The following is a 23292-nucleotide window of genomic DNA, read 5'->3' on the forward strand; positions in this document are numbered from 1 at the left end:
TCTAGTATTTCCGATAATTCTATACCAAATCATTAACTTGTACGAATGAGTTACCGATTTGGTTACAGTTTAATTGATCAAGACAACGGACTGATTATGACACCCCCAGACAAGGGAACACGCTCCATTTCGCTCGTGCACGCTTTAAGTGCCATTTTCCTAACTATTATCCTCACATTTATTGGCGTTAGCTTGCTAAGTACTAACGGTCTAAATCAAGTAAAGCAGCAATTTGATAATTTGTCAGAGAACGCTTTACCGCTTTCGTTAAATAATGCTGCGTTGACGCAAGATGTATTAGAGCAGGTCAAGCTTCTCAATTACGGCACACAGCTTGATTCAACACAAGAGTTAGAAGAAACCAGATTGCGCATTACCGAACTTGTCGAGCAAAGTGATAGCAAAGTCCAAAATCTGTTCGCTATCGCTGCTGAAATGGGCAACGCGGTAACACCAGAACAACGCGATCTATTAGCTCAAAAAATTCTAGAACTCCAAGAGGTCACTCAGGCGATTCTTGCTTTTCAGTCAGATATCTTGTCGATGGATGCTAAGATTGATAAGGAAGTTACAGGCTTTCGTTATGCGATCAGTACTTTAGGGCAAGAGATGAATCGTATTAGTTTGCTGTTCACTCAGAATAACCCATCCTCAGCGGACGCTGCGACGCGAGTTGTCACAGCGGCAAGCTCCATGGAAAGTGCTTTCCTTATGTTAATGATGCAAACCGACCTTAAGAAAGCGAATGCTGAGTATCGTCAAATGCGAAATCGCTATGCGAGCATCAACTTAGCCTACGATCAGTTTGAAGAGTGGCACCCAGAGATCAGTGAGTTCCCAAGTTTCACAGCACCTTACGAGATGGTGAAAGAAGGCTTTAAGCCAGCAGGAGTGGTACGCCAGATCATAGAACGTTTGGAGCTTGTGACGACTCAGCGAGAGGAGTTGGCGAATGCAGCGGTGTTGGCGAATGAAACGACTCAACTTCTCTCCGACATATCTGATACGGCAGCGATTCTGATTGATGAGAGCCAGTCAGTGGTTAATGACACGATTCAAACCAATATTGTCACTCTTGTCATCACGACAACGATTCTGGTCGTTGTTGTGCTTTCGGTATTCTTTGGGTTGCGACGCTGGGTAAATCGCGCTCTCAAGAATATTACTCGCCAGTTGAAGCGACTAGTAGAGCATGACTTGACGGGCGATGTAGTCATGTCCGGTCCATCGGAGATGCGCGATATTGCACGCAAGCTCAACCAAGTCATCGCTTCGACTCATGACTCTATTGAAGTGGTGACAAGGAACTGCGAGACCCTGTATCAAACAGCAGAAATTAGCCATGGCGCAGCTGAAGAGACTCGCAATAGCCTACTTGCTCAAAATGAGTCGCTAGACAGCATGGTGGCAACTGTGACTCAATTAGAAGCTTCGATTAAAGAGATCGCCACGGTGACAACGGCGTCATTTGCCGACTCTCAACAAGCTGAAGAGTTCGCTACGCTCGGACTTAAAGCCGTGGAAGACAACCAAGAGCGATTACACTCTCTTGAGACAACACTTGGCAACAACGAAGCGTCGATGAACGAGTTGGACGGTAAAGTAAAACAGATCCAAGAAATGGTTGATATGATCAGTGGCATTGCCGATAACACCAACTTGCTTGCGCTTAATGCTGCCATAGAGGCAGCAAGAGCTGGCGAGATGGGGCGTGGTTTTGCGGTTGTTGCCGATGAAGTTCGCAAGCTTGCAAGTGATACCTCGGAGCAAACCACGAACATCCGTCAAATGATGTCAGATTTAATGCATGCTGCTCAAGATTCTCGACAATCTGTGACTGAATCACGAGGTGAAATGAATCACGCGTTAGAGTCAAGTGAACGAGTAAAAGCGTCGTTTGCCGATATTGCCTTATCAGTGAACCACATCCGCGAACGCGCTGAGCAGGTCTCTGTGGCAACAGAAGAGCAAGAAAGGGCAACCGCTGAAGTAGGGCGCGCTATTGTTCACGTAACAGACCAAGGGCAGCATTCAAACATGCAACTTGAATCTATGGTTGAGAGTGCCGAACAGGTCGCAGAGATTGCTGGGCACCAGCAAGCGATGTTGCACAAGTACGAGCTGAACCGAATCTAACCAAGGTTTGAATCGTTTCTAAAAGGCTGGGTAAGTAGTTTATCCAGCCTTTGTTCGTTTGGCGCTGAGAACTCAGGTATGCCAATCTCCACTCTATCATGACCGAGTTCGGGTTGCGCGCGGTAGGTACCAAACCAACGATCCCAAACTGACAAAAAGAAGCCAAAGTTGGAGTGGGTTTCCCTTGGAATGACAGAGTGGTGCACGCGATGAAAATCAGGGGTGACAACGATCCTTCTAAGCCATCTATCAACACCAAGCGGGAGTTTGGCATTGCTGTGATTAAACATAGCACTGGCATTTAATACGATCTCAAATACCAAAACTCCGAGAGCAGGGGCGCCCAATAGCATAACAATAGCCACTTTGATCCACATTGAAAGTACTATTTCGATAGGGTGGAACCGAGCTCCGGTGGTGACGTCAATGTCGCGATCCGCATGGTGCATGCGGTGTAAACGCCACAATAGAGGAACTCTGTGAAAAACGAGGTGTTGAAAGTAAATAGCGGCATCGAGGAGTACGACCGATAAAGGTAAAGAGAGCCATAGAGGAAGCTCAAGCCAATGGAATAAACCAATATTGTTCTCGGCGGCGATCATTGCAGACTCAATGGCGAGTAAAGGCATTACTAAAGCCAGTGCCAGTGAGTTAAAACCAACCAAGCCCAAGTTATTTGTCCAACGCAGCCAGCGACTGCGAGTGCGGGTTTTTCGAGGCGCACACCATTCCCATACTGCACAGATTATTAGTACGGAGAGAAAAATCGCTAATCGAATTGAGTCACTGTTTTCCATTAATGATGAGTTTCCTTTTACTATCTGTGACGGGCGAAGTAGAATCCCGCCACCTTTTATCAGAGTAACACCAACATGAGACGCCACGCCTTCCATACAATGTACGACGAGCGCCTTGCCGCTGCAACCAAACCATTTAATGCTCGCGGAGCAAAAGTGGTGCGCTGTAAAACATGCCAAATTGCACAGCAATATTGTATCTGTGAGCACCAGCCAGAGCCGAGCTCAGATGTTGCGGTGATGCTTCTTGTATCTGATGCTGAAATCCTAAAGCCGAGTAACACAGGTCGCTTGATACTTGATACGGTAGAACAGGGCTATGCGTTTCCTTGGCATCGTACTGAGCCTAATCCTGAGATGTTGGCAATGCTCAAAGATGAGACCCTACAACCTATCATTATCTTTCCAGAAGAGTATGTAGACGACAAAAAGCGCGTGTTGTCTGAGACGAAATTAGTTTCATTGGAAGGTAAAAAGCCGCTATTCATTTTGCTTGATGGCAGTTGGCGCGAGGCGAGACGAATGTTTCGCAAGTCTCCATACTTAGATGGGTTCCCAGTTTGTTCGATCAAACCAGAAGCTGTATCTAACTACATGATGCGAAAATCAGAGAAAGAAGACCACCTAGCGACTGCCGAAGTCGCGAGTTTGGTTTTTGAGCAATTTGGCGCTTCAAGAAACGCGATGATTTTGTCTGAGTGGTTTGCGGTTTTCCGTGAAAGTTATATGTTGAGCAAGACACGTTTTTCTTCCGATATGTCTCGCCCGGCACTGAATAATTTCATAGGTCTAATAAAAAACGAGACCTGACTCTAATTGTGTTCAGTTAGGTGACGACTTGTTAGCCAAGCAGTGCAAGCAAAGGTATAAATTGGGGCTCCATCACAGTTTGAGGGGGTAGGGATATGGATAATGCCATCAATTATCTATTTTTTTGCCTCGGTTTGAGGTTTCAAGGAGAGTTTCATGTATTACGGCTTTGACGTCGGCGGCACAAAAATTGAGTTTGGTGCTTTCAACGAAAAACTAGAACGTGTGGCAACTGAGCGCGTTCCAACACCTGTTGATGATTACCAAGTACTACTAGACACACTTGCTGGTCTTGTAGCAAAGTACGATGCAGAGTTGGGTACAGAGGGTAAGGTTGGTCTTGGTCTTCCGGGTATGGAAGATGCAGACGATGGTACGGTACTGACCGTTAACATTGGTTGTGCAAAGGGCAAGCCGCTTCGTAGTGATCTAGAAGCAAAGATCGGTCGCGAAGTTAAGCTAGAGAACGATGCAAACTGCTTCGCGCTTTCTGAAGCGTGGGATGATGAGCTACAAGATGCCCCATCAGTTATGGGTCTAATTCTAGGCACTGGCTTTGGTGGCGGTCTAATTTACGAAGGTAAAGTGTTCTCTGGTCGCAACAACGTTGCGGGTGAGTTGGGCCACATGCGTCTACCTATCGATGCATGGTTCCACCTTGGTGACAAAGCACCGTTGCTTGATTGTGGCTGTGGCAAAAAAGGCTGTCTAGATAACTACCTTTCAGGTCGCGGTTTCGAGTTGCTTTACGCTAACTATTACGGCGAGAGCAAAAAAGCGATCGACATCATTAAAGCTCGCGAAGCAGGCGATGCGGATGCGATTGAATTTGTTGATATGTTCATGGAGCTATTGGCAATCTGCTTTGCAAATATCTTCACCGCGAACGACCCACATGTCGTTACGCTAGGTGGTGGTCTGTCAAACTTTGAGCTTATCTACGAAGAGATGCCAAAGCGCGTGCCTAAATACCTAATGTCTGTGGCTAAGTGTCCTAAGATTGTTAAAGCGAAGCACGGCGATTCAGGTGGTGTTCGTGGTGCAGCATTCTTGAACATCAAATAAGACGCTTGAATTTGCTAAAGGCGACCGCAGTGGTCGCCTTTGTTGTTTCTGGAGTCTGGTTTGAGAAAACGATCAAACTGGTATATCATTTGATATGTTTATAAGCTATCAAGTGGAGGTTTTATGACTGCCTCAACAAAATTTGTTCCTTCTCGATCGACTGCCGGATTTTGGTCGCAAATTGGTGTGCCGCCAAGAGGTCGCAAACTGCATGAGGCGATCGAGGCTGGCTTTGATTATGCGACCTATCAAAAACTCGCCAACGTTACAGGCATTGAGAAAAAAGAGCTAGCACGTATCACCAACATTAAAAGTGCGACTCTGAGTCGACGAGCGAAGGACGGTAAGTTCTCTTCTGAAGAGAGTGATAGACTTTATCGCTACGCCGAAGTGTATAACGCGTCTTTGCGACTATTTGAAGATAATAAGTTGAAAGCGTTTCAATGGATGCACAATCCAGTTAAAGCTCTCGGGTACGTTGCGCCAAGCGATATGTTGAAAACCAGTGCTGAGACCGAAGAGGTGTTGAGCGTAATCGGTCGCCTCGAACACGGTGTATTCAACTAATGTTCTTATATCGTATCGTCAAAAAGAAATTTGCTACTAATATCGAGCAAGTATTCGATGGTGAAGGAGCGAGGCGATACGGCGGGCGCTGGAATTCAGCGGGTAACCGTTGTGTTTATCTCGCTACCTCAGAATCGCTCGCGATTCTCGAAGTTCTGGTTCACTTAAACGATACCGAATTACTTAACGACTACGATCTTTATCGAATAGATATTGAAGAAGCCCTGATCATAGAGCTCGACCAGAGCTATCTACCAGACGATTGGCAAGAAGACCCGGCGCCATCTTCCACTGCTCAGATTGGAGATGAGTGGCTTGAGAGCGAGATGAGCTTGTGCTTAAAAATCCCTTCGACAATAGTACCTAGAGAGTTTAATTGTTTACTCAACATACAACACGCAGCTTTCAACTTAGAGCAGCTAGAGGTGGTTAAACTTGCGTTTAACCCTGACCACCGTTTGAGCCGTTGACAAGCACGGGCGAACATGAAGGTAGCACAAGTTTGATTTCGTTGGGCAAGACGCTGAACTTTATATGTTTTGCCATCAGCGGCTCACCATCTAAGTTTACGGGCATGATACTGTCCGAGACCCACTCAAGCGTTTTGACTTGGTTACGTTTGACATATTTACCACTGAAATCAGAATCCTGAAGCAACTCGTCTACAACCGCAGGAATATCGGTAGGCGAGAACTCTTCTAGAGACACGACATTTAATAAGCCGTCATTCAGCAGAGCGTTAGGAGATAGCGGCTGACCACCACCTGCCATTCTGCCATTGCATACCGCCCCTACAACGACGTTACTTTCGACCACCTCGCCATCAAACAGTACAGTGCCGCTAAATGGTTGAAAATTGATTGCCTGAACAACACCTGCAAGTGTATAGGCGCCGCCGCCCAGAAAATTCTTGAGAGCTACGGGCGTATTAGCCGTCACTTGCGCGCCAAAACCGGCGGTTGCAATATTGATGAAATGTCGTTCATTCGCTGATGCTGCATCGATAGGTGTAGCGTCGCCTGTCATTGCGAGAAGAAGGGCGTCGTAAGGTGACGCTGTGGGGATCTCGGAGGCCGTGGCGAAGTCGTTAGCCGTGCCTAAAGGTAGAACGGCTAACTCAATGTGCTGCAGTTGATACCTGATTAAGGCATCAACGACTTCGTTCACCGTTCCGTCTCCACCACCAGCAATCAGGCGAGTGACACCTTGCTCTCCGGCTTCTTTTACTAGTCTCTCAAAGTCTCCGCCTTCCCAAGTGACACGAACTTCCAGCTCGTGCCCCTGTTCTCTAAGTTGATAGACCGCCTCACGAATATATTCTTGTGACGCTTTCTTTCCATTAAGTAGTAGGCGAGTAGTCATGTTTCTTCCTTAAAACAGAGAGTTAGCTGAAACTATAGCACAAACTTTTCAATAGCTTTCGCAACGCCATCTTCGTTGTTGCTGTCGGTAATGTAATCGGCAATGGCTTTGGTCTCTTCCATCGCATTCGCCATGGCGACACCTTTACCTGCAAATTTGATCATATGATGGTCATTTTCTGCATCGCCAAAGCACATGGTTTGCTCGTATGGGATACCTAAATGGTCTGCAATGACCTTGACCCCTTCACCTTTGTTACTTAGAGGGTTAAGGAACTCTAAAAAGAAAGGTGCGCTTTGCACAACGGTGTAGCGGTTATGGTAATCAACATCGATGTTGGCGATCTGCTCGGTTAACTTGGAAGGTTCGCCTACGATCATAGCTTTAATAATCTGATGATCATCTTCTAGCTTTTCAAAATCATAAATATTGATATCGAGCTTATTGATTTCAGCTTCGTGATCGGTATATGTGTTGGCTCTTGGTGTAATCAACCCAATTTCAGTACTGAAGGCGTGGCAGTCGAGACCGAGCTTTTGAGCAAGACGCGCAACCTCTTTGGCATCTTTACCTGTTAGTGTTTGCTCGTGCAAACGTTCACCGCTCGCTACTTTCTCCACATAGGTACCGTTAAAGTGAATGACGAAATCGTCTTGCTGCATTAGTTCTAGCTCAGCAAGCGCATCCTTCATGCCGTTAAGTGGACGGCCCGATGCTAGAACCACAGTGACGCCTTTCGCTTTGGCCGCGGCAATCGCTTCTTTGGTTCTTTGAGAGATGGTTTTTTCGGATGTGAGTAGGGTGCCATCCATATCGATAGCTATGAGTTTGTACACGTGACTTACCTAAAAAAAGAAATAAAACAAAACGATTCCAGAATAGGGAAAAGTGTCGTGAACTACCAGCAATTTTGTCGGTGGGTTTGTATTGAATTTCTAATGCGCATCCTTTAAGGTCTGCTCATCTTATATAATTGGCAATATTCAATGAGCGGTAAACAATTCAAGATCAACGAAATGTTCGAAACCATCCAAGGTGAAGGCGTATTTACAGGCGTTCCCGCGGTGTTCGTCCGGCTTCAGATTTGCAACGTTGGTTGTGCATGGTGTGATACCAAGCAAACTTGGGAAGCAAAAGCAGAGGATGAGCGAGCGTTTGGAGAAATCATCGCGAAGCAAGGCGATAGCCCAACGTGGAGCGATGTAAGTGCTCAAGACATCGTTGATATGTATAACGCGCAGGGTTTTAATGCTAAGCATATTGTTATCACAGGCGGGGAGCCGTGTGAGTACGATCTGACGCCGCTATGTGAAGTGTTCGAGGCAATAGGTGCTCGATGTCAAATTGAGACCAGCGGTACGTCTGAAGTGAAAGTTACCGATGCGACATGGGTGACAGTGTCACCTAAAATCGCAATGAAAGGTAAACGTGAAGTATTAGAATCGGCGTTAGAGCGTGCGAACGAGATTAAGCATCCAGTAGCGACAGATAAAAACATCGAACAGCTAGATGAACTGCTAGATGGCGTTGCACTTAAAGATGATGTGGTGATTGCTCTTCAACCGATCAGTCAAAAGCCTCGAGCGACGGAGCTGTGTATGTCGACTTGTATTGCTCGTAATTGGCGTTTGTCGGTTCAGACCCATAAATATTTGAATATTGCTTAATTGGATAGCGCAGAATTCCGCAAATGGAGAAAGTAATGAAAAAGGCAGTAGTTGTTTTCAGTGGTGGTCAAGATTCCACAACCTGTTTGGTGCAGGCTCTAAAGGAGTACGATGAAGTCCACGCGATCACGTTTGATTATGGGCAACGACACAAGCTGGAAATTGAAGTAGCACAAGCGGTAGCGAAAAAGCTAGGCGTGAAAGCTCATAAAGTGATGGACGTGGGTCTTCTTAACGAACTCGCTATCAGCTCACTGACTCGAGACGATATTCCTGTTTCCCATGAGCTGCAAGAGAACGGTTTGCCGAATTCTTTTGTGCCTGGTCGTAATATCCTATTTCTGACGCTTGCTGGTATCTATGCGTACCAGATTGGTGCACAAGCAGTGATTACTGGTGTTTGTGAAACCGATTTTTCTGGTTACCCAGACTGCCGTAATGACTTCATCAAAGCGATGAACAGCGCTTTGGTGCAAGGCATGGATAGACAGCTCGATATTGTGACGCCACTAATGTGGTTAGACAAAGCGGAGACGTGGGCGTTAGCAGACAAATACGATGCACTTGAGCTAGTTAGAAATGAGACGCTGACTTGTTATAACGGTGTGATTGGTGATGGTTGCGGCGACTGCCCATCATGTGAGCTAAGAGCCAATGGACTGAATCAGTACCTAGACAATAAAGAAACGGTAATGAAGTCCTTAGAAGACAAGTCCAACTAAAAAGAGGCGCATTAAGCGCCTCTTTCTTTATTAATCTGCTTTTAGATAAAGCTTAGCAACATCAGAAGGCTCCATTTCTTTACCTTCTAACTTATCGTTCCAGTTAGTTCCGATTAGTACGCCATCTTCATCCAGTGTTAGCAACCAGTCTTCAACAAAGATATCGAGTGGAATGTGCAGCACTTCGAAGTCAGCCCATTCTTCTACATTATGCGTTTTAGCATCTTCTTCAGATGACCAAAAAGGCATTACTTCGCTGTTTTCGAACTCAGTCGAGTCAACCGCCAACCAACCTTCGTCGTTGCGAAGACCCCAAACAAGTTGGGTTTTGCTTGTTTCTTCAATAAACAGCTTTAGGTTCTGTTCGATATCAGACGTTAATTTACTCATTGTTTTATACTCGCAGTAAGAACTGCTTACAAGACTAGCATGAGATAGCTAATATCTAAATGAAATCGCAACAAAAAAGCGCTCATTTAGAGCGCTTTAGATGTGGATGATGCTTAAATAATCTATTTTCCAATTTTAGTGAAAATAGTCCACTCCATATCCACCTCGCCTTTGTATCCGACAACGGATGCGACCACTTTACGGTTCATGGCGTGAGCAAACTCAGTATTACCGAGTTCCTCGGGCTTGGTTTCGCCGAATCCAATGATGGTAAGACGGTTAGGGTCTACGCCATTGCTTATAATCGCTTGCCTAACGACTTCTGCTCGGTTTTGAGAAAGCACCATGTTTTTGTCTTCGTTGCCGACAATACTCGCAAAACCTTGTATCTCGATGCTTGTCTCTGGGTACTCGTTAAGAAACGCTGCCATTTCAGAAATCTGGTTTTGAAACACAGGCTTAATGAAGGTTGAGTTATTGTCGAACAGGATACGCAATGCTAATGAGTTCGACACATCGATATATTGCTCGCAGCCGTCGTTATCCAGCTCCGCTCCCTGAGGCGTGGTAATACACAGATCTCGCGCATTAATAACACCGTCTCCATCGTCATCGAGCAGGTCAGCTTTTTGATCTGCGACCGGAGTAGGGCGATAGTCATACTTGTCTTCTTCCGGTGTCGTTGCAACCGCGACCAGTGGCGCAACCATCAGGCCACAGATTATCAGTTTACTCTGTAGTTTCATGATTAATACTCCACTCTCTCGTTCCATTCTTCAGGCGTATCAACGCGAAGCGCATCTAATAGACCACCAGTCGCGTTCATCACCCTGTAGCGCGCAAACTGCTCCGCATATTTTGCATCCAAGTAACCTTTACGGGCCTCAAACAGCTCATTTTCGGTGTTGAGTACATCGAGTAAGGTACGCTTACCGATTTTGTATTGCTTTTGGTAGGCAACGACGGTGTCTGATGCTGAGTCAACATGGTCTGACAAGAATTCTCGTTGTTGTACTGTGTACTCAAGACCCGTCCATGACAGCTTCAACCCCTCTTCAACCATTCGATAGGTACGGTCTCGGAAGTCTTTCGCTTTATTGAGCTGATAGGCTGCTGATTCTGTACGATCTGAGTCGGAACCGCCGTTGTAGAGGTTATAGCGCATACGAAGCATGGCACGCGTTTCATTGTCTGTACCAATGTTACCACTAGCGTCATCTCGCCAATTATGGCCAGCATCAATGTAGAACGTTGGGTAGTTTACGCCTTTAGTCTGTTGATATTGGAATCGAGCAGAATCAACGTCTACCTGCGATATTTTTATCACTGGATGAGTCTCTACCGCCATTTGAAGAGCATCATCGACAGTCAGCGGGATAGCCACTTCATCCGCTCGCGGATATTTAAGTCCGAGAGGAGCCTGTCCGACGAGGCGTTTAAACTGAGTGTGTGTATCAAAAAGGTTATTTTGAGCGGCGAGAAGATTACCATGCGCTTTTGCGATACGTGCTTCAACCTGTGACAAGTCAGCCGTGGAGCCGATTCCGGAATCAACACGTTTTTTGATATCGGAGTAAATCTTCTTGTGAACTTCTAGATTGGCCTCAGATAGGGCGAGAACTTCATAAGCCTTGGTCGCGTCAAGATAGATTTGAGCGACTTCTAGAGCAATATCGGAAGCGTCAGCAAGGAGTTGATATCGGACCGATTCAGCATCGGCAGCCGTTCTGTCGATATCGTTCAGTGTTTCGTTACCGTCCCAAATTAGCTGGGTCAGCGTTATCCCGATTTCCTTTCTTGTTAGGCTCTCATTTCTGCTGTTAATCACGTTTTCACGGTCGTAGTCGGTTCTTTCGTAACCGATACCGCCATCCAAATCGATTTTAGGACGGTATGCACCGACTGCTGCGTCTGCATCGTATCGTTTACTCACGTACTCATTGTAAGCAGCTTTAATGTCTGGGTTAGTTTTGAGTGTGAAAGCAACGGCTTGCTCAAGGGTTTGGCTGTTAACAGGAAGGCTAAGAGCCATAAAACAAGCTGTGGTGGTCAGGGTGAGCTTATTCAAAGTCTTTCTCCTTGGTCCTGTAATGAGCGAGCGGCGTGCATGACACGTGCGCTCCCTTCGCTCAGGTTTGTGAAACGGCATAATAGCCTCCACTGACTTGGTTTCAATAAGACTAACCAAGTCAAAAAGTTAATAACTGTAGCTTTAAATATAGCGAGCATAAGTCTCTTTTCAATCTGGATTTGTCTTGATTATGTATCTGATTTAAGACTCGCTACATTTACATTTAAAGGTTAGCAACGAATTTGTACATATTATTGAAAATAGTAGAGAAAACTATGAAATCAATGAATGGAGTGAAATAGAATCTTATTTTTGAGACAGCAGATGTAAAAAAGCCAACCTAACAGTCGTCAAGTTGGCTTGATAATGAAGCTTCGAGAGGTAAACCTAATAGTTATAGGACCTTACAGGCAAAACCCTTCAAATAGAACCCTTCTGGGTAAGCTGTGTCGGTTGGGTGGTCTGCTGCTTGTTCAAAACGCTCAACAAACTTAACCGAGCGGTTAGCATCGACCGCAGCGTCTGCGATGATTTTCTGGAACAGATTGCCGTCCATTAATCCTGAACAAGAGTAGGTTAGCAGTGTGCCGCCTGGTTTTAGAATCTGCATCGCAAGCATGTTGATGTCTTTATAGCCACGGCAAGCGCCATTTAGCTGTGCTTTTGATTCAGCAAATTTTGGCGGATCCATAATGACGACGTCAAACTTCGTCCCTTGATCGCGATACTCACGTAACAGTTTGAACACGTCAGCGTTCAGGAATACGGCTTTTTTCTTCTCTGTGAAGCCGTTGAGCTCGGCATTGTGTTTTGCTGTATCAAGTGCGAGTTGTGAAACGTCCGCGTTGATAACACGCTTAGCGCCGCCTTTAAGCGCGTAAAGTCCAAAGCCACCTGTGTAGCTAAAGCAGTTGAGGACTTCTTTATCTTTCACATATTTCTGCGCTTGGAAGCGGCTATCGCGTTGGTCGAGATAAAAACCAGTTTTGTGACCGTTGATAATATCAACGCTGATTTTGACACCGTTTTCTTCAATTACGACTGGCTTGTCAGGAGATTCTCCGTGAAGTACGCCTGTGCGCTCTTCTAAGCCTTCTTTCTTTCGTACCGACACATCTGAGCGCTCGTAGATAGAGCACTCAGGGAAGCAGTGGATAAGAGCCTGTACCAGCGTTTCTTTTTGGTATTCTGCACCAGCACTTAAGAGCTGACACACCAAGAAATTGCCGTAGCGGTCAATGGTCACCCCTGGTAGTCCATCTGACTCAGCCGCGATTAAACGATAGCCAGTTAAGCCGTCTCGTTCGATAATGTCTTCGCGAAGAAGTTGTGCTTGCTGGATTTGTTGGATGAAAAACTCAACACTAATGTCTTGCTTTTTAAAGCTCCAAACACGAGCGCGAATTTGAGAGTTAGGTGAGTAAGCCGCTTTCGCCAACCATTCGCCGTTGTGAGCATATACATCGACGGTTTCACCGAGCTCAGGTGTCCCATCGACACGAGAGATACCTCTTGAAAAAACCCAAGGGTGTTTACGTCTAAGTGATTTGTCGCGGCCTTTAACAAGGTGAATAGCTGCTGCCATGGTATGCCTTACGAAGTTTTGGAAAGAAAAGGTGGGGTATTTTGTGTGAAGTTTCAAACAAATGCAAATTGAGCATGATCATTGGAGCGAAATCAACACCAACTAAGCTAGAATCAGCTATGCAGACGTTGTTGGTTAGGAGTTGAATGATGAGTCAATATTGCCAGAAAGTGATCGTAACTGGACACGTACAAGGCGTGGGTTTTCGGTACCACACATGTCATGAAGGACTAAAACTGGGTCTAACTGGTTATGCAAAAAATTTATATGATGGGTCAGTGGAGGTCGTCGCATGTGGTGATGAGGCGAGAGTCGAAGCGCTGTGTGATTGGCTTTTGCAAGGTCCCAGAACTGCATCGGTAGAGTCGGTAGTCAGGGAGCCTTGCGAACAAACAAACGTTTATTCAGGTTTCAAGATCCTTTAGATGCCTACAAGCACTTAGCTGGTTTTGGAAGACCCGCGAGCTTAGTTGCCTGTTTAGCAGGGCCTTTCTTAAACAGCTTAAATAAATATTTGCTGTTGCCTTTCTCTGGGCCGTGCGCCTTTTCCATCGCTTTCACAAGCATGCGTACGGCAGGGGAAGTGTTAAATTCTTCGTAGAAGTCTCTCACAAACATCACGACTTCAATATGAGCGTCCGTCAGCTCTATACCTTCTTCGGCGGCGAGTACTTCGATCATTCCTTGTTCCCAATCTTGGTGATTGAGAAGGTATCCTTCAGCATCGGTTTCGATGGTTTTTCCGTTGTATTCAAACATCATAGTCATTCTTATGGCGGATAATCGTCAGAAGGTTAGCTCAGGTCCGTCCTAACTTTCAAGGCTCTCTTGCTGATTTAAATGCAAAAAGCCCGAGACAATGTCTCGGGCTTTACCTATTCGTTTAACAACTTGACCTATTAGTCGTTGTTCATGATACCTAGGATAGAAAGTAGGCTGATGAACAGGTTGTAGATAGACACATATAGGCTAACTGTTGCAGAGATGTAGTTTGTTTCACCACCGCGCACGATTTGTTGAGTCGTCAACAGAATCACACCAGTAGAGAACAGAACAAACATGCCGCTCATCGCTAGGTGAATCATTGGCATCTGTAGGAAGATGTTCGCTACCATACCGATAAGCAGGACAACGAAACCAGCCATTAGTACGCCACCTAGGAATGATAGGTCACGCTTAGTTGTTAGAGCGTAAGCCGATGCGCCTAAGAAGGCTAGGGCAGTACCACCAAGAGCAGTAACGATAACATCGCCCATACCCGCGCCAACATAGGCGTTTAGGATTGGACCTGTTGTATAACCAAGGAAACCAGTGAACAAGAACGTGAACACGAGACCCATGCTGTTGTTACGGTTTTTCTCTGTAAGGAACAATAGGCCGTAGAAACCAACCAACATCAGGATAAGGCCTGGACGAGGTAGGTTCATTGCCATTGAGAATGCTGCAACGACCGCAGACCAAAGTAGCGTCATAGATAGCAGCGCGTAAGTATTTCGCAATACCTTGTTTGTTTGCAGTACACTCGCTTGAGCAGAACTGCGAGATACCATAGGATCGTTCATAATCTTCCTCATAGATGATTTACTTATTTATATGACTATTTATGGGGTTGAATGTTCAAAAGATCAAGTCCCGTTATAAAAGTCATTGAACAAAATCATAATAAAAATAACTGGTTAAGGGTATATCAAGATGTAACACAATATTTCCAGTGTACATCAGATACCTACAAAGAAAAAGGCGACATAATCGTCGCCTTTGTTACATTTGATGTCATTAGTGATGCAAAATCTGACTCAGGAAGTTCTGAGTACGGTCTGATTGCGGATTCTCGAAGAAATCGACAGGGTTGTTTTCTTCAATAATTTCACCAGCATCCATAAAGATAACTCTGTCTGCAACTTCCTTGGCGAAGCCCATCTCGTGCGTTACACACAGCATGGTCATACCTTCTTCTGCAAGCTCTACCATTACGTCCAGTACTTCGCGAACCATTTCTGGATCGAGCGCGGACGTAGGTTCATCAAACAGCATGACTTGTGGGTTCATACACAGTGAACGAGCAATCGCTACACGTTGCTGCTGACCACCAGATAGCTGACCTGGGTACTTGTCGGCCTGATCTGGGATCTTAACACGCTCTAGATACTTCATAGCGATGGCTTCCGCTTCCTCTTTAGGCATTTTCTTTACCCAGATAGGAGCAAGCGTACAGTTCTCCAGAACCGTTAGGTGAGGGAAGAGGTTAAAGTGCTGAAAGCACATGCCGACCTCACGTCGCACAGCCTCGATATTCTTTAAGTCTTCGGTAAGCTCTGTACCAGAGACAAAGATATGTCCCGCTTGGTGTTCTTCAAGACGATTAATACAGCGAATCATCGTTGATTTACCAGAGCCAGATGGGCCACAGATTACGATTTTTTCACCTTTCTTAACGTCTAGGTTGATATTCTTAAGTACGTGAAACTCGCCGTACCATTTATTCATGTCCTTAAGTTGGATCATGTAATCTTCTTGTTGCGTCATAATACGTCCTCGAATTTCCGTTTATCGTTTGTGACCGGTATGCAGTTTGTTCTCTAGCCAGATCGAGTATCTCGACATGCCAAAACAGAACACCCAGAACACTAACGCGACAAATACATAACTTTCCGTAGCAAAACCTAACCACTCTGGGTCGGTGTTCGCAGCTTGACCAATACCCAATACATCGAACATACCGATGATGAGTACCAGACTGGTATCTTTAAATAGACCGATAAAGGTGTTAACAATTGATGGGATAGTGATTTTTAGTGCCTGTGGAAGCACGATTAGTCCCATCTTTTTCCAATAACTCAGTCCAAGTGCGTCTGCAGCTTCATATTGACCCTTAGGGATCGCTTGTAAACCACCACGAATTACCTCTGCCATATAGGCTGCACTAAACATGACAACACCAATAAGCGCACGAATCAGCTTATCAGTCTCCACACCCTCTGAGAAGAAGAGAGGTAGCATAACGGAAGCCATGAATAGAACGGTAATCAGTGGAACACCACGCCAAACTTCAATGTAAACCGTACAGATACTTCTGATGATTGGCATCTCAGAGCGGCGACCTAGAGCCAGTGCTACGCCAATTGGAAGTGATACGATGATACCTACTAGTGCGATAATCAGGGTAACAAGTAGTCCACCCCAACGGTGAGTCTCGACGACTTCAAGACCAAACACACCACCGTAAAGTAGCGCCGCTGCAATGAAAGGATAGATATTCACGAAGAATAGCCAGATCCAAAGACGCTTTGGTGTGCGCTCGTATGCAAGTAATGCTACGAAAATCGCCAGCGTTGCATAGAACAGACGAGGACGCCATAGTTCAGCTTGTGGGTAGAACCCGTACATGAACTGTTCCCAACGAACACTGATAAAGACCCAACAAGCGCCTTCACGTGTACATGCTTCGCGAGTCGTACCAACCCAGTCGGCCTTTAAAATTGCCCAATCAAACACGTACCAGATTAGTGAAATTGCGAAATAACCCAGTACAAGAGTAACGACAGAGTTGACAGGGCCGTTAAACAAGTTTTTTCGCAGCCAGCCAACAACACCAACGGTATTTGCTGGAGGTGGAAGGTCTGGTTGAAATTGATGCTGTTCCATATTACCTCTCCACCAAAGCTACTTTCTTGTTGTATATGTTCATTAACGCTGACGTGAGCAGGCTCAGTGTCAGGTAAACGCCCATCGTCATCGCAATGATCTCGATCGCTTGCCCCACTTGGTTTAGAGTGGTTCCGGCGAACACTGACACCAAGTCTGGGTAACCAATCGCCATTGCGAGAGATGAGTTCTTAGTCAAGTTTAAGTATTGACTTGTCAATGGCGGGATGATGATTCGTAGTGCCTGCGGAATAACAACCAGTTTGAGCGTTCTTGACCTAGGCAGGCCTAATGACATTGCCGCTTCTGTCTGACCATGGTTCACAGCGTTAATACCCGAGCGAACGATTTCAGCAATGAACGACGCCGTGTAGATACTCAGCGCAAGTGTAAGCGCCGCTAGCTCTGGAATAATGCTGATACCGCCACGGAAGTTAAACCCTTTCAGTACTGGGTATTCGGCAGAGATAGGCATGCCCATGATGAAGTAGGCTACGAGAGGCAAACCGACAATAAGACCTGCGGCGATGCGGAACATAGGAGTCTGTTGACCAGTTAACTTCTGGCGATTGCTTGCCCAAATATTAATAACAATGGTCGCAATGACACCAACAATGAGTGCACCAATCACCACGCTACTTCCTTCCCCAAATACTGGAGCAGGGAAGTAGAGACCTCGTACGTTCAAGAAAATCGCTTCTCCCAAACTTAAGCTCTGGCGAGCGGATGGAAGCGCTTGAAGGACGGCAAAGTACCAGAAGAAAATTTGTAGCAGAAGGGGAACGTTTCGGAATATCTCAATATAGACCGCCGCAAAACGGCTAACCAGCCAGTTTGATGACAGTCTTGCGATACCCATAGCGAAACCAAGAATGGTAGCAAACACAATGCCTAGTACTGATACTAGAGCCGTGTTTAAAAGCCCCACATAAAAGGTGCGTCCATAAGAGAAGGTTTCATCGTACTCGATCAATGTGAGACCGATGCCGAATCCTGCCTCTTGATTCAGGAAGTCAAAACCTGTGGCGATACCGCGCGCAGCTAGGTTATTAAGTGCGTTGTCGACTATGGTATAGAAGAATAGTCCGAGAGCGAGTAGGGCAAGTGCCTGAAATACAACGGAGCGGAAGGTGGGGTTGTATAGTAGATTTGCGCTTTTCGCAGGTTTTTCCTGCGACGCGACTTGAGTCGTAGTAGGTTTCATACAGCTATAACCTCAAATCCTTTGAAAAAGGGCGGTAAAACCGCCCTTGTTGGAGCATGAAATCGCGATTAGCGAATTGGTGGCGCGTACATGAAGCCACCTGCATTCCAAAGTGCGTTAACACCACGAGAGATTTGTAGAGGAGAACCTTCACCTACAGTACGCTCGAAGCTTTCGCCGTAGTTACCTACTTGTTTGATCACTTGGTAGCCCCAGTCATCAGCAATGCCTAGACCTTTACCTTTAGGACCATCAACACCTAGGATACGCTTGATGTTTGGATCGGTAGACTTAAGCATTTCGTCTGCATTTTTCGATGTGATACCGTACTCTTCAGCATTCACCATTGCAGCTAGAGTCCATTTAGCGATGTTAAACCACTGGTCATCACCTTGACGAACTACAGGGCCTAGAGGCTCTTTAGAGATGATCTCTGGTAGTACTTCAGCTGATTTAGGATCTGCTAGGTTTAGTCTCAGTGCGTATAGACCAGATTGGTCAGTAGTCAGTACGTCACAGCGACCAGAATCGAAACCTTTTGAGGTTTGTGCTGCTGTATCGAATACAACTGGCTTGTATTCCATACCGTTGTTACGGAAGTAGTCTGCAAGGTTAAGCTCAGTTGTTGTACCTGACTGAACGCAAACAGATGCGCCATCAAGCTCTTTCGCGCTTGTTAGACCAAGCTCTTTCTTAACCATAAAGCCTTGACCGTCGTAGTAGTTGACACCTACGAAGTTAAGACCAAGAGCTGAATCTCGGTGTAGAGTCCAAGTTGTGTTTCGAGAAAGTACGTCAATCTCACCAGATTGAAGCGCAGTAAAACGTTCTTTCGCCGTTAATGGAACGTATTTAACTTTAGATTTATCGCCAAGTACCGCAGCAGCAAGAGCTTGACAGTATTCTACGTCAATACCTTCCCACTCACCTTTTGAGTTAGGGTTAGAGAAACCTGGTAGACCAGTACTAACGCCACATGATAAAACACCTGCTTTAGTGACCTTGTCTAGTGTAGAGTCAGCAGCAGACGCTGATGTGCTCATCATCGCAGCAGATGCCGCCACTAAAGAAGCGATAAGAGTGAGTTTCTTTGCCATTGTGTATCCTTCCTGTTAGATCCGTGTAAGTCAGGTCCTGCCTGAATACAATGTGCTAATTGTTGTTGTGTTGCATTCTGAGCTGTTGTTTTTGAACCGATTTGGTGCAAGTTGTCACAGCCGTTTAAAGCGTAGATAATGAACCGTGATTTCTCAAATTATTAATTTAAATGGTTTTTTGAGTTGCCACGCGACGCTAAACAATTGTTAGAATGGCCAAGTGTGATGACTTTGTAAATAGTGCAACTAAGCACTAAAAAAGGGAATTAGAGTGTGGTATGTTAAATATTCGTTAACTCGGAACAAATCGTTGTTGATGGGAATTTAGGTAGTATATTTCTCTTAATAAATGTAAAAATTTGGTAATAAATAGTTTTGTGATCAATGTCTCGGTGACAATTTTGCACCAATATGGTGATTATGAATGAATAGTTATATCGTTTAAATAAGGAAAATTATGCGTTACTTTCCACTGTTTATGGACCTGCTAGAAAGACCTGTTTTAGTTGTTGGCGGCGGAGAAGTTGCTTGTCGTAAAGTAGAGACACTGGTACGAGCGGGTGCTCGCGTAACAGTGGTGTCACCTAAAGTAGAGCCTTATCTTGGCGAGTTAAGCGAGAGCGGAAAATGTACTTGGGTGCCACGCTTCTATGAAAAAGAGTTAATGACCAAGGACTTTGTCCAAGTTTGGGCGACAACAGACAACCCGGATTTGAACCATCAGGTGCATAAAGATGCAAGAAATAAGGGTATTTTAGTCAATGTTGTTGACGATACGCCATATTGTGACTTCATTACCCCATCGATAATTAATAGAGGTCGCGTTCAGATAGCGATTTCAAGTGGTGGTTCTTCACCGGTTCTTATTCGCGGAATTCGTGAAAAGCTCGAATCAGTGCTTCCGATGAATACCGCCCAACTTGCAGATTTTGCGGCAAGTAAGCGCTCTGACATTAAGCGTCACTTTTCTTCCGTTGATGAAAGAAGAAAGTTTTGGGAGCTGTTTTTTAAACAGCCTATGGTGATTAATTGTAAAGATAATCAAGAGCTTGAAAGGGCGTATCAAACACTTATTAATGATGATTCAGAGTTTACAGATTCGTGTACATGGATAGAGTATGGAACGAATCCAGAGTTGCTGCCGATTAAAGCAATGCGGATCATGCAAGAGGCAGAGATTGTCTTTTATGACAAGAACTGCCCATTTGGGTTTGTTGATCTTGTGCGAAGAGATGCAGAGCGAATAGCGTATGATGATGTAGCGGGTGTTTCATCCGATATCATGGCTTGTAAAGCTGATCGACAACGAATCGTTGTATTTGTGGAGCCGAAATCTTCTTCCTACAAGCTTTTGAAAGAAGGCGACGAAGTGATTGAGTTAGCTAAGATAAAATAAAAGGGCGAATCGCCCTTTTATTTTGCTCCAAACTTGAGAGGTTAATCTCTGAAGTTGTTGAACTGGAATGGCTGACCAAGTTCGCCATTCTTAACCAGTTGCATTGTCGCTTGTAGGTCGTCGCGTTTCTTGCCAGTTACGCGAACTTTGTCACCCTGGATAGAAACTTGAACTTTGATCTTAGAGTCTTTGACGAGCTTAACGATTTTCTTGGCAATGGGTGTTTCAATGCCTTGCTTAAACAAAACCGTTTGGTTCCAAAGCTTGCCAGATTGCTCTGGAGTTTGAGATTCCATCGCATTCACATCAACACCGCGTTTAGTCAAATTGCCACGCAGAATGTCACGCATTTGCTTAAGCTGGAAGTCACCTTCGCACGATAGCTTCACAGTTTCATCGTTTAGTGTGAAAGTAGCCTCAACATTACGGAAGTCGAAACGTGTTGAGATTTCACGGTTAGCGTTGTCTACTGCATTGCGAAGTTCAACCGTATCGATTTCAGAAACGATATCAAATGATGGCATGTTAGCTTTCCTTTTCGTTGCGTTGTTTAACGGCGTCAGCAAGAATGTCGAGCATGTGAACCGTATCATTCCAGCTCAAACAAGGGTCCGTGATCGATTTACCGTAGGTCAGGTTATGGATATCCTCCATGCTCTGATTACCTTCTTCGATAAAACTCTCTGCCATGATGCCGGACACTTTGTGTGAACCAGCGATAATTTGACGAGCGATCTCTTTTGCTACATCAATCTGCTTACGATGCTGTTTTTGGCAGTTAGCGTGGCTAAAATCGACGACCAATCTTGTTGGTAGGTCGAATGAAGCTAGTTGCTCGCATGCTGCATCAATAGAAACTTCATCGAAGTTAGGCCCAGTATCACCACCTCGAAGGATTACGTGACCATAAGGGTTACCACTAGTGCGATAAACCGTCATACGGCCGTGCTTATCCGGCGAGTAAAAGTAGTGAGAAGCTTGCGACGCGCGAACTGCATCAATAGCAATTTTCACGCTACCGTTGGTACCGTTTTTAAAGCCGACAGGGCATGACAGCGCTGAAGCCATTTCACGGTGAATCTGAGACTCAGTAGTACGCGCACCAATCGCGCCCCAAGTAATCAGGTCAGCAATGTATTGACCAGTGATCATATCGAGAAACTCAGTTGCTGTCGCAAGACCAAGCTTGTTGATATCAAGGAGCAGACCACGTGCTTTGTTTAGTCCAGCCTCTAACGCGTACGAACCGTCTAGGTTAGGGTCGGTAATGAGGCCTTTCCAACCTACGACCGTACGTGGCTTTTCAAAGTAAGTGCGCATTACGATAAACAGCTGATCTTTATACTGCTCTTGAATGTCTGCGAGACGTTTAGCGTAGTCCAGCGCTGCGTCGGTGTCGTGTACCGAGCATGGTCCTACGATACACAGTAGACGGTCATCGTCTCCCGTAAGAATGCTTTCGATTTGTCGGCGAGAATGAGCAATGCGCTCTGCTACGTCATCAGTAATAGGGTGATTAGCACTCAGTTCTGATGGAGTCGGCATTGGACCTAATGCCTGTGTTCTTAGTTCATCGGTCTTTAATGGCATGATGGTGCAGCCTGCAAATAATTTCGAAGCGGTTAAGATAACGGAAATAGCCAGTAGAATAAACCACTAATATAGCCGCAACGCAATCATTTGCCATTTCACTTATTTGAACACCAGATTACTGACTAAAATTGCATCATTTGTCGATGGTAAACTACTGAAGCAAGCGGAATAATCAGAAAATGCTCTGATGCTCTTGTATTCCATGTAGGGAGTCGGTATTTTGCCTGAAGAAGCAATTATTAGAGCACGGAGCAGCAATGAATCATCAACAACAATCAGATCAAACGAAAGCCGTATCGGGCCTGAATGTCGGAAATGTGTTGCCTAGTTTTTCAGAACAAGCATCGTCGTCATCACTTTATGTGTGTATTTCAGAGCTCATCATGGAAAAGGTGTTTTTTCACCCAGGGTTTCCAGCGTCTGAGCAAGAGCTTGACGCTGTTGAAAAAGACGCGATTCAAGCACTGCTAGGTGAGCAATCGAGCGACGAATTCTTTGTCTTTACTTTAGTCAATGAAATCAAAGCAGCGGTTACTCAGGAACACACGGTTATTTCCGTTGAGTTAAATGACGCGACCAGTTACGAAATGAGTGCATTACTTGGTGGCAAGGTTGAGAGTGATGAAATTAATCCTCAACTGGGATTAAGAGGTGTCTCGCGTCTTACTTCCGAAGCTTATCAAGGGAGCTTTGCTTTGGAGTGTGAAGTAATTAAGGCGCTGCGCAGCGAGGGCTACAACGTTGAGATTGTAGTCCCATGTGTTCGAGCACTGAGTGATGCTGCTAAAATCATTGATCGTTTAGCCGAACGCGGACTACCACGTGGTTTGAATGGGCTCAAAGTGATGTTTGCGTGTGATACACCTTCAGCCGTGCTGCTTTCAGAGCGTTTACTTCATTACTTTGATGGACTTATTATCAAGCTTGAGAGCTTAACTCAGCTAACTTTGGGCGTAGATCTCATGCACGAAGAACTGGCGCATTTGTATGACCCACAAAATGAAGCTGTGTTAGCGCTAGTAAAGCAAGCCGTAAACGCATGTAAAGATGTAAACAAGCCAGCTGCAGTGCTGCTGGATAACTTGGCAGAATTGCCTCTACTTGCTGAGCTACTTCAAGATGAGAGTGGCGTGACGGTTTTTCCGGTTAGTTAAACTTAAGCTTTATGTGACGCCGTAACAAAGG

25 protein-coding genes are annotated in these 23292 nt (G+C 45.4%); 10 read left to right on the forward strand and 15 right to left on the reverse strand.

Translation table 11 applies throughout. The annotated features are described in order from the left end of the window. The first annotated feature begins 96 nt into the window (after positions 1-96). Complete coding sequence (locus J4N45_RS07830; RefSeq protein WP_252014409.1) at positions 97-2136, forward strand: methyl-accepting chemotaxis protein; 2040 nt, start codon at positions 97-99, stop codon at positions 2134-2136. Here J4N45_RS07830 and J4N45_RS07835 read toward each other — a convergent pair. Further along, a complete protein-coding gene (locus tag J4N45_RS07835) occupies positions 2133-2933 on the reverse strand; it encodes a sterol desaturase family protein (RefSeq protein ID WP_252014411.1) in 801 nt (266 codons plus the stop codon). The genes J4N45_RS07830 and J4N45_RS07835 overlap by 4 nt on opposite strands. A 75-nt stretch (positions 2934-3008) precedes the next feature. Between J4N45_RS07835 and J4N45_RS07840 the strand changes: the two genes are divergently transcribed. The 4 genes from J4N45_RS07840 to J4N45_RS07855 all read left to right on the forward strand — a co-directional run bounded on the left by J4N45_RS07840 (position 3009) and on the right by J4N45_RS07855 (position 5845). Further along, positions 3009-3743, forward strand: coding sequence for a tRNA-uridine aminocarboxypropyltransferase (locus J4N45_RS07840; protein WP_252014412.1), 735 nt, complete (start codon positions 3009-3011; stop codon positions 3741-3743). A 156-nt stretch (positions 3744-3899) separates the two neighbouring features. Then, entirely contained in the window at positions 3900-4808 is a 909-nt protein-coding gene (gene nagK, locus J4N45_RS07845; protein WP_128648638.1) for an N-acetylglucosamine kinase, read from the forward strand. A gap of 123 nt (positions 4809-4931) precedes the next feature. Further along, positions 4932-5375, forward strand: coding sequence for an Xre family toxin-antitoxin system antitoxin (locus J4N45_RS07850; RefSeq protein WP_252014414.1), 444 nt, complete (start codon positions 4932-4934; stop codon positions 5373-5375). Further along, complete coding sequence (locus J4N45_RS07855) at positions 5375-5845, forward strand: RES family NAD+ phosphorylase (protein ID WP_252014416.1); 471 nt, start codon at positions 5375-5377, stop codon at positions 5843-5845. Before J4N45_RS07850 ends, J4N45_RS07855 begins: the two co-directional genes overlap by 1 nt. On the opposite strand, the gene yegS is transcribed toward J4N45_RS07855, so the two are convergent. Then, positions 5817-6737 carry a lipid kinase YegS gene (yegS, locus tag J4N45_RS07860; protein ID WP_252014417.1) on the reverse strand — a complete coding sequence of 307 codons (921 nt, stop codon included), beginning with the start codon at positions 6735-6737 and terminating at the stop codon, positions 5817-5819. The genes J4N45_RS07855 and yegS overlap by 29 nt on opposite strands. 32 nt (positions 6738-6769) lie before the next feature. Next, positions 6770-7573 (reverse strand): Cof-type HAD-IIB family hydrolase, encoded by an 804-nt coding sequence (locus J4N45_RS07865; protein WP_252014418.1) that lies wholly within the window; start codon positions 7571-7573, stop codon positions 6770-6772. A gap of 150 nt (positions 7574-7723) precedes the next feature. Between J4N45_RS07865 and queE the strand changes: the two genes are divergently transcribed. Both queE and queC read left to right on the forward strand, forming a co-directional pair. After that, a complete protein-coding gene (gene queE / locus J4N45_RS07870; RefSeq protein WP_252014419.1) occupies positions 7724-8404 on the forward strand; it encodes a 7-carboxy-7-deazaguanine synthase QueE in 681 nt (226 codons plus the stop codon). Positions 8405-8439: 35 nt separating this feature from the next. Continuing rightward, positions 8440-9126 carry a 7-cyano-7-deazaguanine synthase QueC gene (gene queC, locus J4N45_RS07875; protein ID WP_252014420.1) on the forward strand — a complete coding sequence of 229 codons (687 nt, stop codon included), beginning with the start codon at positions 8440-8442 and terminating at the stop codon, positions 9124-9126. A 30-nt stretch (positions 9127-9156) separates the two neighbouring features. Here the strand turns inward: queC and J4N45_RS07880 are convergent, their stop codons facing one another. The 4 genes from J4N45_RS07880 to J4N45_RS07895 form a co-directional block, all read right to left on the reverse strand. Next, complete coding sequence (locus J4N45_RS07880) at positions 9157-9516, reverse strand: DUF2750 domain-containing protein (protein ID WP_042475668.1); 360 nt, start codon at positions 9514-9516, stop codon at positions 9157-9159. 122 nt (positions 9517-9638) lie between these two features. Then, a complete protein-coding gene (locus tag J4N45_RS07885; RefSeq protein WP_252014422.1) occupies positions 9639-10262 on the reverse strand; it encodes an OmpA family protein in 624 nt (207 codons plus the stop codon). A 2-nt stretch (positions 10263-10264) separates the two neighbouring features. After that, on the reverse strand, positions 10265-11548 hold the full coding sequence (locus J4N45_RS07890; RefSeq protein WP_252014672.1) for a TolC family outer membrane protein: 1284 nt from the start codon (positions 11546-11548) through the stop codon (positions 10265-10267). A gap of 433 nt (positions 11549-11981) precedes the next feature. Then, complete coding sequence (locus tag J4N45_RS07895) at positions 11982-13172, reverse strand: class I SAM-dependent methyltransferase (RefSeq protein WP_252014424.1); 1191 nt, start codon at positions 13170-13172, stop codon at positions 11982-11984. Between the two features lie 149 nt (positions 13173-13321). Here J4N45_RS07895 and yccX point away from each other — a divergent pair, with 149 nt between their 5' ends. Then, positions 13322-13597, forward strand: coding sequence for an acylphosphatase (gene yccX, locus J4N45_RS07900; protein ID WP_042475671.1), 276 nt, complete (start codon positions 13322-13324; stop codon positions 13595-13597). 4 nt (positions 13598-13601) lie between these two features. Here the strand turns inward: yccX and J4N45_RS07905 are convergent, their stop codons facing one another. The 6 genes from J4N45_RS07905 to J4N45_RS07930 all read right to left on the reverse strand — a co-directional run bounded on the left by J4N45_RS07905 (position 13602) and on the right by J4N45_RS07930 (position 19118). After that, positions 13602-13931 carry a TusE/DsrC/DsvC family sulfur relay protein gene (locus tag J4N45_RS07905; protein ID WP_252014673.1) on the reverse strand — a complete coding sequence of 110 codons (330 nt, stop codon included), beginning with the start codon at positions 13929-13931 and terminating at the stop codon, positions 13602-13604. 140 nt (positions 13932-14071) lie between these two features. Further along, positions 14072-14734 carry a Bax inhibitor-1/YccA family protein gene (locus J4N45_RS07910; RefSeq protein WP_112461762.1) on the reverse strand — a complete coding sequence of 221 codons (663 nt, stop codon included), beginning with the start codon at positions 14732-14734 and terminating at the stop codon, positions 14072-14074. Between the two features lie 214 nt (positions 14735-14948). Continuing rightward, positions 14949-15698, reverse strand: coding sequence for an amino acid ABC transporter ATP-binding protein (locus J4N45_RS07915; RefSeq protein ID WP_042475673.1), 750 nt, complete (start codon positions 15696-15698; stop codon positions 14949-14951). Between the two features lie 21 nt (positions 15699-15719). Continuing rightward, a complete protein-coding gene (locus J4N45_RS07920; protein WP_128648632.1) occupies positions 15720-16817 on the reverse strand; it encodes an amino acid ABC transporter permease in 1098 nt (365 codons plus the stop codon). A gap of 1 nt (position 16818) precedes the next feature. Continuing rightward, positions 16819-18021, reverse strand: a complete 1203-nt coding sequence (locus J4N45_RS07925; protein WP_252014426.1) for an amino acid ABC transporter permease — start codon at positions 18019-18021, stop codon at positions 16819-16821. A 68-nt stretch (positions 18022-18089) separates the two neighbouring features. After that, positions 18090-19118, reverse strand: coding sequence for an amino acid ABC transporter substrate-binding protein (locus J4N45_RS07930; RefSeq protein WP_042475678.1), 1029 nt, complete (start codon positions 19116-19118; stop codon positions 18090-18092). A 457-nt stretch (positions 19119-19575) separates the two neighbouring features. Between J4N45_RS07930 and J4N45_RS07935 the strand changes: the two genes are divergently transcribed. Next, positions 19576-20514: a precorrin-2 dehydrogenase/sirohydrochlorin ferrochelatase family protein gene (locus J4N45_RS07935; RefSeq protein ID WP_252014427.1), complete on the forward strand. Its 939-nt coding sequence runs from the start codon at positions 19576-19578 to the stop codon at positions 20512-20514. Between the two features lie 41 nt (positions 20515-20555). Here J4N45_RS07935 and J4N45_RS07940 read toward each other — a convergent pair whose 3' ends face one another. Together J4N45_RS07940 and J4N45_RS07945 are read right to left on the reverse strand one after the other, a co-directional pair. Then, positions 20556-21038, reverse strand: coding sequence for a YajQ family cyclic di-GMP-binding protein (locus J4N45_RS07940; protein WP_042475681.1), 483 nt, complete (start codon positions 21036-21038; stop codon positions 20556-20558). A 1-nt stretch (position 21039) separates the two neighbouring features. Beyond that, positions 21040-22104 (reverse strand): 3-deoxy-7-phosphoheptulonate synthase, encoded by a 1065-nt coding sequence (locus tag J4N45_RS07945; protein ID WP_252014429.1) that lies wholly within the window; start codon positions 22102-22104, stop codon positions 21040-21042. Positions 22105-22364: 260 nt separating this feature from the next. On the opposite strand from J4N45_RS07945, the gene J4N45_RS07950 reads away from it, so the two are divergent. After that, complete coding sequence (locus J4N45_RS07950; RefSeq protein ID WP_252014432.1) at positions 22365-23261, forward strand: putative PEP-binding protein; 897 nt, start codon at positions 22365-22367, stop codon at positions 23259-23261. Positions 23262-23292 lie beyond the last annotated feature (31 nt).

The organism is Vibrio sp. SCSIO 43140, assembly GCF_023716585.1.
Classification (GTDB): domain Bacteria; phylum Pseudomonadota; class Gammaproteobacteria; order Enterobacterales; family Vibrionaceae; genus Vibrio; species Vibrio maritimus_B.

Excerpts from the sequence above, each read along its gene's own strand:
- J4N45_RS07830 (WP_252014409.1), top strand. The coding sequence starts at position 97 with ATGACACCCCCAGACAAGGGAACACGCTCCATTTCGCTCGTGCACGCT.
- J4N45_RS07835 (WP_252014411.1), bottom strand. The coding sequence starts at position 2,933 with ATGGAAAACAGTGACTCAATTCGATTAGCGATTTTTCTCTCCGTACTA.
- J4N45_RS07840 (WP_252014412.1), top strand. The coding sequence starts at position 3,009 with ATGAGACGCCACGCCTTCCATACAATGTACGACGAGCGCCTTGCCGCT.
- nagK (WP_128648638.1), top strand. The coding sequence starts at position 3,900 with ATGTATTACGGCTTTGACGTCGGCGGCACAAAAATTGAGTTTGGTGCT.
- J4N45_RS07850 (WP_252014414.1), top strand. The coding sequence starts at position 4,932 with ATGACTGCCTCAACAAAATTTGTTCCTTCTCGATCGACTGCCGGATTT.
- J4N45_RS07855 (WP_252014416.1), top strand. The coding sequence starts at position 5,375 with ATGTTCTTATATCGTATCGTCAAAAAGAAATTTGCTACTAATATCGAG.
- yegS (WP_252014417.1), bottom strand. The coding sequence starts at position 6,737 with ATGACTACTCGCCTACTACTTAATGGAAAGAAAGCGTCACAAGAATAT.
- queE (WP_252014419.1), top strand. The coding sequence starts at position 7,724 with ATGAGCGGTAAACAATTCAAGATCAACGAAATGTTCGAAACCATCCAA.
- queC (WP_252014420.1), top strand. The coding sequence starts at position 8,440 with ATGAAAAAGGCAGTAGTTGTTTTCAGTGGTGGTCAAGATTCCACAACC.
- J4N45_RS07880 (WP_042475668.1), bottom strand. The coding sequence starts at position 9,516 with ATGAGTAAATTAACGTCTGATATCGAACAGAACCTAAAGCTGTTTATT.
- J4N45_RS07885 (WP_252014422.1), bottom strand. The coding sequence starts at position 10,262 with ATGAAACTACAGAGTAAACTGATAATCTGTGGCCTGATGGTTGCGCCA.
- J4N45_RS07890 (WP_252014672.1), bottom strand. The coding sequence starts at position 11,548 with ATGGCTCTTAGCCTTCCTGTTAACAGCCAAACCCTTGAGCAAGCCGTT.
- J4N45_RS07895 (WP_252014424.1), bottom strand. The coding sequence starts at position 13,172 with ATGGCAGCAGCTATTCACCTTGTTAAAGGCCGCGACAAATCACTTAGA.
- yccX (WP_042475671.1), top strand. The coding sequence starts at position 13,322 with ATGAGTCAATATTGCCAGAAAGTGATCGTAACTGGACACGTACAAGGC.
- J4N45_RS07905 (WP_252014673.1), bottom strand. The coding sequence starts at position 13,931 with ATGTTTGAATACAACGGAAAAACCATCGAAACCGATGCTGAAGGATAC.
- J4N45_RS07910 (WP_112461762.1), bottom strand. The coding sequence starts at position 14,734 with ATGAACGATCCTATGGTATCTCGCAGTTCTGCTCAAGCGAGTGTACTG.
- J4N45_RS07915 (WP_042475673.1), bottom strand. The coding sequence starts at position 15,698 with ATGACGCAACAAGAAGATTACATGATCCAACTTAAGGACATGAATAAA.
- J4N45_RS07920 (WP_128648632.1), bottom strand. The coding sequence starts at position 16,817 with ATGGAACAGCATCAATTTCAACCAGACCTTCCACCTCCAGCAAATACC.
- J4N45_RS07925 (WP_252014426.1), bottom strand. The coding sequence starts at position 18,021 with ATGAAACCTACTACGACTCAAGTCGCGTCGCAGGAAAAACCTGCGAAA.
- J4N45_RS07930 (WP_042475678.1), bottom strand. The coding sequence starts at position 19,118 with ATGGCAAAGAAACTCACTCTTATCGCTTCTTTAGTGGCGGCATCTGCT.
- J4N45_RS07935 (WP_252014427.1), top strand. The coding sequence starts at position 19,576 with ATGCGTTACTTTCCACTGTTTATGGACCTGCTAGAAAGACCTGTTTTA.
- J4N45_RS07940 (WP_042475681.1), bottom strand. The coding sequence starts at position 21,038 with ATGCCATCATTTGATATCGTTTCTGAAATCGATACGGTTGAACTTCGC.
- J4N45_RS07945 (WP_252014429.1), bottom strand. The coding sequence starts at position 22,104 with ATGCCATTAAAGACCGATGAACTAAGAACACAGGCATTAGGTCCAATG.
- J4N45_RS07950 (WP_252014432.1), top strand. The coding sequence starts at position 22,365 with ATGAATCATCAACAACAATCAGATCAAACGAAAGCCGTATCGGGCCTG.